The sequence below is a fragment of the Crocosphaera watsonii WH 8501 genome (assembly GCF_000167195.1).
In the GTDB taxonomy this organism is placed as follows: domain Bacteria; phylum Cyanobacteriota; class Cyanobacteriia; order Cyanobacteriales; family Microcystaceae; genus Crocosphaera; species Crocosphaera watsonii.
Genome location: NZ_AADV02000195.1, coordinates 1 through 7221, shown reverse-complemented (window position 1 = coordinate 7221; position 7221 = coordinate 1). Strand labels below are relative to the sequence as shown.

Sequence of the window (7221 nt, the reverse complement as noted above, 5' to 3'; positions counted from 1 at the left end):
AATAGTCGAGTCGTACCAAGCTGGGGTCCATGGAAAAATCTGAGTAAAAGACAGAAAAATTGTCTAGAGACTATCAAAAAAGTTATGAACAACAACAGTCAATGTGGGAGAATAAGACCCAGAGTGTTCCTCAAAGAATTGTAAGTTTAACTCAACGGCATATTCGTCCAATAGTGAGGGGAAAAGCAGGAAAACCAATAGAGTTTGGAGCTAAACTCTCAGTAAGCTGTGTAGATAACTATGTGTTTCTAGACAAAATAAGTTGGGAAAACTTCAATGAATCTTGTCATTTAAAAGAACAAGTAGAAAAGTATAAAGAAACGTTTGGCTATTATCCCGAATCCGTCCATGTAGATAAAATTTATCGAACTAGGGAAAACAGAAATTGGTGTAAGGAAAGAGGGATAAGAATCAGTGGTCCGAAGTTAGGAAGACCTCCGAAAAATGTCAGTGAAGAAGAAAAGAAACAAACCCACTCCGATGAATGCTTCCGTAATGCTATTGAGGGAAAGTTTGGACAAGCTAAACGAAGATTTAGCCTAAATCTCGTGATGACAAAACTCCCTGAAACCTCCATTACATCTATTGCTATTACATTTTTAGTTGTCAATCTTTCTAAACTTCTGAGGCAGTTTTTGTCGCTTTTTTTGTCCTTATTTACTAATAATAGAACAGGGGAACTCATCAAACCGCTTTTCATTAATTTTGATTATACTTTAAACAATTTTTATGTACTAAAACTTATTGATTTGTTAGAAAATTCTTGGTCAAAAGTGGCATAAATTTTGGAGAAACTTTTTCAGCAAACCCTAATTAACTGATTATTGTAGAATATCATTGATTAGGGTTTTCTTAAACAATTATCACAATGTCCACATTTAAACCCTTTTGCTTCTTGGGTAAATCCAAAAGCGTTTAAGATATATTGCCAACGACAAGAACGAGTCATTAAATATTGCTTCATTTGCTGTGATTCTTGTTGATATCTCTTGCTTAATTTACTAATTTTAAAAGATGATAGATCTGCGATTAATTCATAATTAAAGGGATCTAACCATTTAAGTTGTTTACAACGATATAACAGAGATAAAATTCTTTCAATTTTTGGATTGTCTTCTTTAAGATTCATTATGTTTCCTTGTTTTGGTATTTGATGAAAATGATTTTTTACTTGTTGGTAATTTTTTTGTAATTGTTGTAGAAAATATTGGTTTCTTTGTTGATCAGTGGGATCAAGCCATCCTGTGGGTTCACTAATTAAAGTTAGGGTATTTGCTTTCTTGCCATCTCTTCCTCCTCGTCCAATTTCTTGTAAGTATTCCGATAATAAAAAAGGAGTTTGATAATGAACAATCCAACGAACATCAGGTTTATTTATACCTAAACCAAAAGCAGAGGTACAAACAACAAATTGTAATTTATCTTCTAACCATTGGTCTTCAATTTGTCGCCTTTTTAAAGCACTCAAACCAGCGTGATAAGCAGACACTTTATAATTTAATTCTTGTAGCCATTGACTCAATTCTTCACTATCTTTCCGAGAACGAATATAAACTAGACCACTTTCTTTTTGTTGCTTGTTAATAAAATTTAGGAGTAGATGACGACGACAACGGAGAGTCCAAGCAATTCTTACGGCTAATTTGAGATTATTACGATAAGGACTAATGGCAAATATTTGTGAATTTTTTAACTTTAAACTAGCTTTGATAATCTCTTGTAATTTAATATCTGCCGTTGCTGTAAAAGCTGCGATCGCTATTTTTTTATTGGACAGTTTATGCTTTAATAATGCTTGTCTCACTGCCCCCAAACGACTATAACTAGGGCGAAAAGTCTCCCCCCATTGAACTAAACAATGTGCTTCATCTAAAATCAATCCGTTGATCTCAATATGGGGTTTAATTAATAAGGTGATTTCCAAGAAAAAGTTTCCCACCCATTCTCAGAATCTGTTTGTAGAACATCTCAAATAAGCGAAAAGGGAAAAATAAAAAGTTGTTCGCGGATACTTTCCGCGAACAAAAACCTCCCTATCTAAAAGAAAGAAATACGCTAACTTTTAAATTAGCTTTGACTATTTTTAAAAAAGAAATTCACTTAATTTTACACTCTTATTAACTTTTTAGACTAACTGGGTCTAATCAAAATACCCCATTTAGGTAAGTGAGGATTACGTTCTAAACGTTTCTCAATTTCCTTCATCTCTTTTTTCGTTAAAGAAATGCCTTTTTGATAAACTTTTTTACTTAACTTAACTATCGGATTTAAGCCTTTCCATGTCATAGTTTTTACCCAAGCTAACATCGTTTGAGCATTTCTCAGAAGTGTTCCGTTCCAATGCCTCTCTAAAATTCCCCAACATCTTTCTATGGGATTATATTTACTGTGATAAGGAGGAAAATATAGTAATTGAATAGATTTCTTAGTTTGGTCGGCAAACTCTACCATTCTCTTCAAAAATTGCCTTCTTATTCCACTATTTTCTGCTCCATTATCAACTTTAATTTGGATGTTCTCTAGTTGCTGCTTTTCAGTTATACTCAGACTTGTCCACCATTGCTCCAAGTTATCTACCATGAAATCACTCGTTTTATAAGAACTTCCAAAAGTTACATAAAGTTGCCCTGTCTCTTCATCTACAATCCCACAAGGAACGTATTTTTCTTTAGTTCCCATATCATGATCTTGAGCTTGATTATAACCTCTGGTTTGTCCGCCACGTGAATATTCTCCTATTTCCACAGTTGCTTTACAATCCATACTTAAACGTTTCACAGAAGGGTCTTTTTTTCTATCTTTTTTCTCTATATTCTCGAAGATAGCGTCCGTCTCCGAGATTTTTTTTTAGGTTTACCTTTTACCACTTTTCTTAATCGATAGCCCAAACGATTTAAAATATCTGCCATTGTCGAAGCAGCAGGAACCTCCTCTCCATTATATCCTAGATTTCTTAATTGTTTAATGGCTTCAGCCGCCGTTAATCTTGTATAGGCAATGGGGTTATTAAATGTGGGGTTTTGTTGTGCGTGAGCTTCGGCTATTTCTTTCAATGATTGGGCAACTATTGGGTATCTTTCCTCCCATTTTTTACATCCACTATTGACTGATTGTAATCCTAAACACACTATCCCAGTTCGTTTTTCATGTAATCCAAGTTGAACATTTTTTCTCCCCCAACCAAACACTATTTCGGTTTGTCTGGCACTTCCTCCACAATACTTGAGACACATTTCAGCTTGAAATGAACGACGCTCTGCTCCCGTCATTTTTGAGGCTGCTAAACGTAAATCATCGACCATCGACGGGGTTAAGGGATGATTTGTCTGTTTTAGCTTCAATTTACTCTCTCTAATCTTTTTACCTCTTCATTTTAATCTATTTCTTCTGTTTTTTCAGACAAGCCAATTATGAAATTTTAAAGTTGTGTACCAAGATCCGCTAACTCTCTGTCCCTTTTATTTCTTGAAAGCCTTTAGTCCAAGCTATTACCCCCTATGGGAAAAGCTTTCTCGGAAATCACCTAACTCCCAAACTGGAGGACTTAATAAGGTTTCAGGAGAAAGATATAATAATCTAAGTTGTTGTTTATTAATCTTATTTAAGGTCATTTTTCTTTGCTTTTTAGGTATTTCATTATGTAATAATTCAACGGGTAATTGTTTATTTTTTAGTTCATTAACTTGATTTTCCATTAAAGCGACTAAGGGAGAAATAACTAGGGTTAGACCTTTTTTTAGTAAAGCAGGAAGTTGAAAACAGATAGATTTTCCTCCCCCTGTTGGCATGACAATTAAAGCATCTCGGCCTTGTAATAAACAGCTAATAACTTCTTTCTGTGGGGGTCGAAATTCTTGATAACCCCAGATTTTCTCAAAGGTTTTATAGATAGAGGCCCACTGTTCATTATCAAAATTCATGATTGAAAATTTAAGAATTATTAATTATTAGCCAATAACTTGTAAGCTTTTCTAGTAATAATGTTATAATAGATGTCAAAGATAAATAATCAAGCAATTCCCTCCAAGATTATGAATCAATTTGAATTTGGAGATAGTCCCCGTTGGACTCAAGACGCAGAAAAGAAACTGAAAAATATTCCATTTTTTGTTAGAACTCAAGCCCGTCAAAGAATCGAAGACTTAGCCAGAGCAGCTAACTCAGACGAGATTACAGTAGAAATGGTAGAACAGGCTCGCTTAGAATTTGGTCAATAATTATTGTTGACCAGTTATCAGTTGCCCTAATTATAATTCTACTAGAATGTACAGTTGTTTTGTATTAAATTATGTGAATCATTTTTCCAAAATTAATTCATATTCATACAAAGCAACGGGAATATTAATGGCCTTAAAATATTCAGGATCTTCGGGCGATAAATAAATAGCTGTTACTTGTTTCGCTGTTACCTTGTTAGAAGTAATTAACTGATAATTTGTGGTGGTTTCAACTTCATTGAGATAAATACTTGTCGGTCTTTGAAACAGTTGTTGTGTGATTTCTGTTGTTAAGAATTCTTGAGAATTGGGAGTTTCTTGACTGCGACCTGTTATGGTAGAAATCAGTTGATTATCATCAGCTAAAAAGGTAATTTGACGATTGGGATTATCCTCCGACACCTTAACCGATAAAACTTCCTCATCCCCCAGATAAGCTTTAGCAATATTCTCTCCATTGAAAGTGCGATCGGCAACGATTAAATTTTTTTTAGGGGAGAAAGAAGAGAGAGAGAGGATACTGGGAATTGAGGGTTTTTGTGGTTGAAAACGGACTTTAAAAGTAAATGGTTGGTTTAAGTATTTTTCGTTTTTTTCAAAGCCTGGGGTTACAACTTTGGGGGCTAAAGGAGCTATTTGTTCCCTCAAAATACTGGTAGCTGTCCAGGTTCCGGCAATCCATTCAGGATAGATTAAATCTGTGTCAGTTTGACTAATATTCAGCTTACCATTCCAATTAGGATAGGCTGCTAATCGATCAGCTATTTCACCTGCTTGAGTTGGTTGAGGAGAGGCAAAAATCAAAAGTAAATTGAGGAGGAAAATTACAACAAGTTTCATGGTTAAATTATTTTTGATTAAAGGCAAAGTTAGCGTAACTTAATTCATTGATTTTATTCCATTGTGACACTTCTTGTCTAAATTTATTCCAAGATTCATAAACTTCTTTAAAGGTAGCATCTTTACTGGAATTTTCTTCGTATAAATCAAAAGCAATAGTTTGCGCTGCTGTTAAAATTTCCTGAGAATAAGGAATTAATTGTGTTCCTCCTTGCAGTAAAGATTGCAGTGCCACCCGATTTTGTGCATCGTATTGACTCAACATATTTAAGTTAGCTTCCATGGCCGCTGCTTGTAACATTGCCTGATATTCTTGTGGTAATTTATCCCAAGCAGATCGATTAATTTGTAAGTCTAAAGTTGCCCCAGGTTCCCACCAACCAGGATAATAATAATAGTCGGCTGCTTTATTTAAACCTAATTTTTCATCGTCATAAGGGCCAACCCATTCCGCAGCATCGATCGCCCCCGTATCCAAAGCAAGGAAAACCTCACCTCCAGGCAAGACTTGCACATTTACCCCTAACCGGGTCATAACTTCCCCTCCCAGTCCAGGAATACGCATTTTTAAGCCTTTGAGGTCATTAACAGACTGAACTTGGCGTTTAAACCATCCCCCCATTTGCGCCCCCGTATTCCCAGCAGGAAAGCTAATAATGTTAAAATCTGCATAGATTTTGTGCATGGTTTCCAAGCCACCACCATGATAAAACCAGGCGTTTTGTTGTTGGGCGGTTAAACCAAAGGGCATGGCAGTACCGAAGCCCAAAGCGGGATTTTTCCCCACATAATAGTAACTGGGAGAATGGCCACATTGCACGGTTCCCTGTTGCACTGCGTCTAACACTTCTAACCCAGGGACGATCTCCCCGGCAGCATAAGGGGTAATCACAAATTTTCCCCCACTCATAGCTTTAACGCGATCGCAGACGGTTTGGGCCCCACCAAAAATCGTATCGAGGGACTTGGGCCAACTGGTTTGCATTTTCCAGCGAACGTTAGGTAAGCTATCTCCTGTCCCGTTTCCTTGTGTGGACTGGGTTTGACAGGAACTGAGAACGGTGGCAGTGGTTGCACCTAATGCAGTATTACTAAGGAAGTGGCGACGTTTCATTGTTTAGATGAGATATTTTAGGTTATGTATCAAAATAGCAGATATTCTCTAGTTAGGGCGATTTAATAGAGAATGATAATTGAAAATTAATTTTTAACCTATAGAAACTATAGTTAGGGGTCAACGGCCGTTGACCCCTACTCAATTATTTTTTAATATTAATACTTTATTGAGAGCTTGTATGGAAGCTCTCAATAAAGTATTAATATAGCTTTCAAAAGATTTTTCTTTGCTTTTCAACCACGGCAAAACATCTCTATCTATAAGTTGATATATACCTTCAAATAATCTCAATCCTTGAAACTCCAAACTAACAGGGTCAAACCAGAAATAGTCAGGAGTACGAAAAATATTTTGATAGAGTTCTTTTTTCTTCGTTCGGTCAACTTTCGCAGTAGAATCTGAAAGTATTTCTACAATCACATAGGGATATTGTCCATTTTCTCCCCAAACAACCCAACTTTTGCGAGGTCGTTTTTCCGTATTTAAAACCACAAAAAAATCAGGAACACAAAAATCTCGTTTTTTCAGTTGTTCGGCATTATAATACATGGTCAGATTACCCGTAGAATTATTATTCATTTCTCTTCTGAACAAAAAACTCTCTAAACAGGTTTACCAGAAGAATATTTGCTGTTAATTGAAAGATCGGTTTTCCAAAGGAGGTTCCTCACTCCCATATTTCGTAGGAAGATACATCAGATTCGAACAGCGATTAGGGGTGGCCTGATTTAATCCCTTGACTAGATTTCTTTAGGTACCCCATTACTTGAATAACATGGCGACTATTAATGCTTTGATTGACCTTAAGCGCTGAAAATCCTCAAAGCTTTCCGAGAGAATAACCCGAAATGTCTGACCATGAAACCTAATTGACCTGTGCTTTGCTAATGACCTCTGTCTTAGACCGGTTCGAGCCTTGGGCCGAAACCCGAACTTTTCATTTGACCCTGCCGCATCCGGGGAGCACCGCCGCCCTCGCACTGGAGACCCTTTATACCGCCGTTGCCAAGGACCTTGGCGGATCTCCGGGCGTACGGGAGATACGTG

4 protein-coding genes and 4 pseudogenes are annotated in these 7221 nt (G+C 36.5%); 2 read left to right on the top strand and 6 right to left on the bottom strand.

Annotated elements, in window-relative coordinates; all coding sequences use genetic code 11:
* Positions 1 to 782, top strand: a pseudogene (locus CWATDRAFT_RS28365) (transposase); the annotation flags it as partial.
* A gap of 59 nt (positions 783 to 841) precedes the next feature.
* Here CWATDRAFT_RS28365 and CWATDRAFT_RS28360 read toward each other — a convergent pair.
* The 3 genes and pseudogenes from CWATDRAFT_RS28360 to CWATDRAFT_RS28345 all read right to left on the bottom strand — a co-directional run.
* Entirely contained in the window at positions 842 to 1939 is a 1098-nt protein-coding gene (locus CWATDRAFT_RS28360; protein ID WP_069202819.1) for a helicase-related protein, read from the bottom strand.
* Between the two features lie 191 nt (positions 1940 to 2130).
* Positions 2131 to 3233: pseudogene (locus CWATDRAFT_RS40685) on the bottom strand (ISAzo13 family transposase).
* A 297-nt stretch (positions 3234 to 3530) separates the two neighbouring features.
* Positions 3531 to 3920: pseudogene (locus CWATDRAFT_RS28345) on the bottom strand (DEAD/DEAH box helicase); the annotation flags it as partial.
* Between the two features lie 111 nt (positions 3921 to 4031).
* Between CWATDRAFT_RS28345 and CWATDRAFT_RS28340 the strand changes: the two are divergent.
* Positions 4032 to 4217 carry a PCP reductase family protein gene (locus CWATDRAFT_RS28340; RefSeq protein WP_007311993.1) on the top strand — a complete coding sequence of 62 codons (186 nt, stop codon included), beginning with the start codon at positions 4032 to 4034 and terminating at the stop codon, positions 4215 to 4217.
* Between the two features lie 78 nt (positions 4218 to 4295).
* Here the strand turns inward: CWATDRAFT_RS28340 and CWATDRAFT_RS28335 are convergent, their stop codons facing one another.
* From CWATDRAFT_RS28335 to CWATDRAFT_RS28325, 3 genes and pseudogenes are all read right to left on the bottom strand, one after another.
* Positions 4296 to 5057, bottom strand: coding sequence for a DUF6816 family protein (locus CWATDRAFT_RS28335; protein WP_007308204.1), 762 nt, complete (start codon positions 5055 to 5057; stop codon positions 4296 to 4298).
* 7 nt (positions 5058 to 5064) lie between these two features.
* On the bottom strand, positions 5065 to 6171 hold the full coding sequence (locus tag CWATDRAFT_RS28330) for a TRAP transporter substrate-binding protein (protein ID WP_007308203.1): 1107 nt from the start codon (positions 6169 to 6171) through the stop codon (positions 5065 to 5067).
* A 225-nt stretch (positions 6172 to 6396) separates the two neighbouring features.
* Positions 6397 to 6870 (bottom strand): annotated as a pseudogene (locus CWATDRAFT_RS28325) (Uma2 family endonuclease); the annotation flags it as partial.
* Positions 6871 to 7221 lie beyond the last annotated feature (351 nt).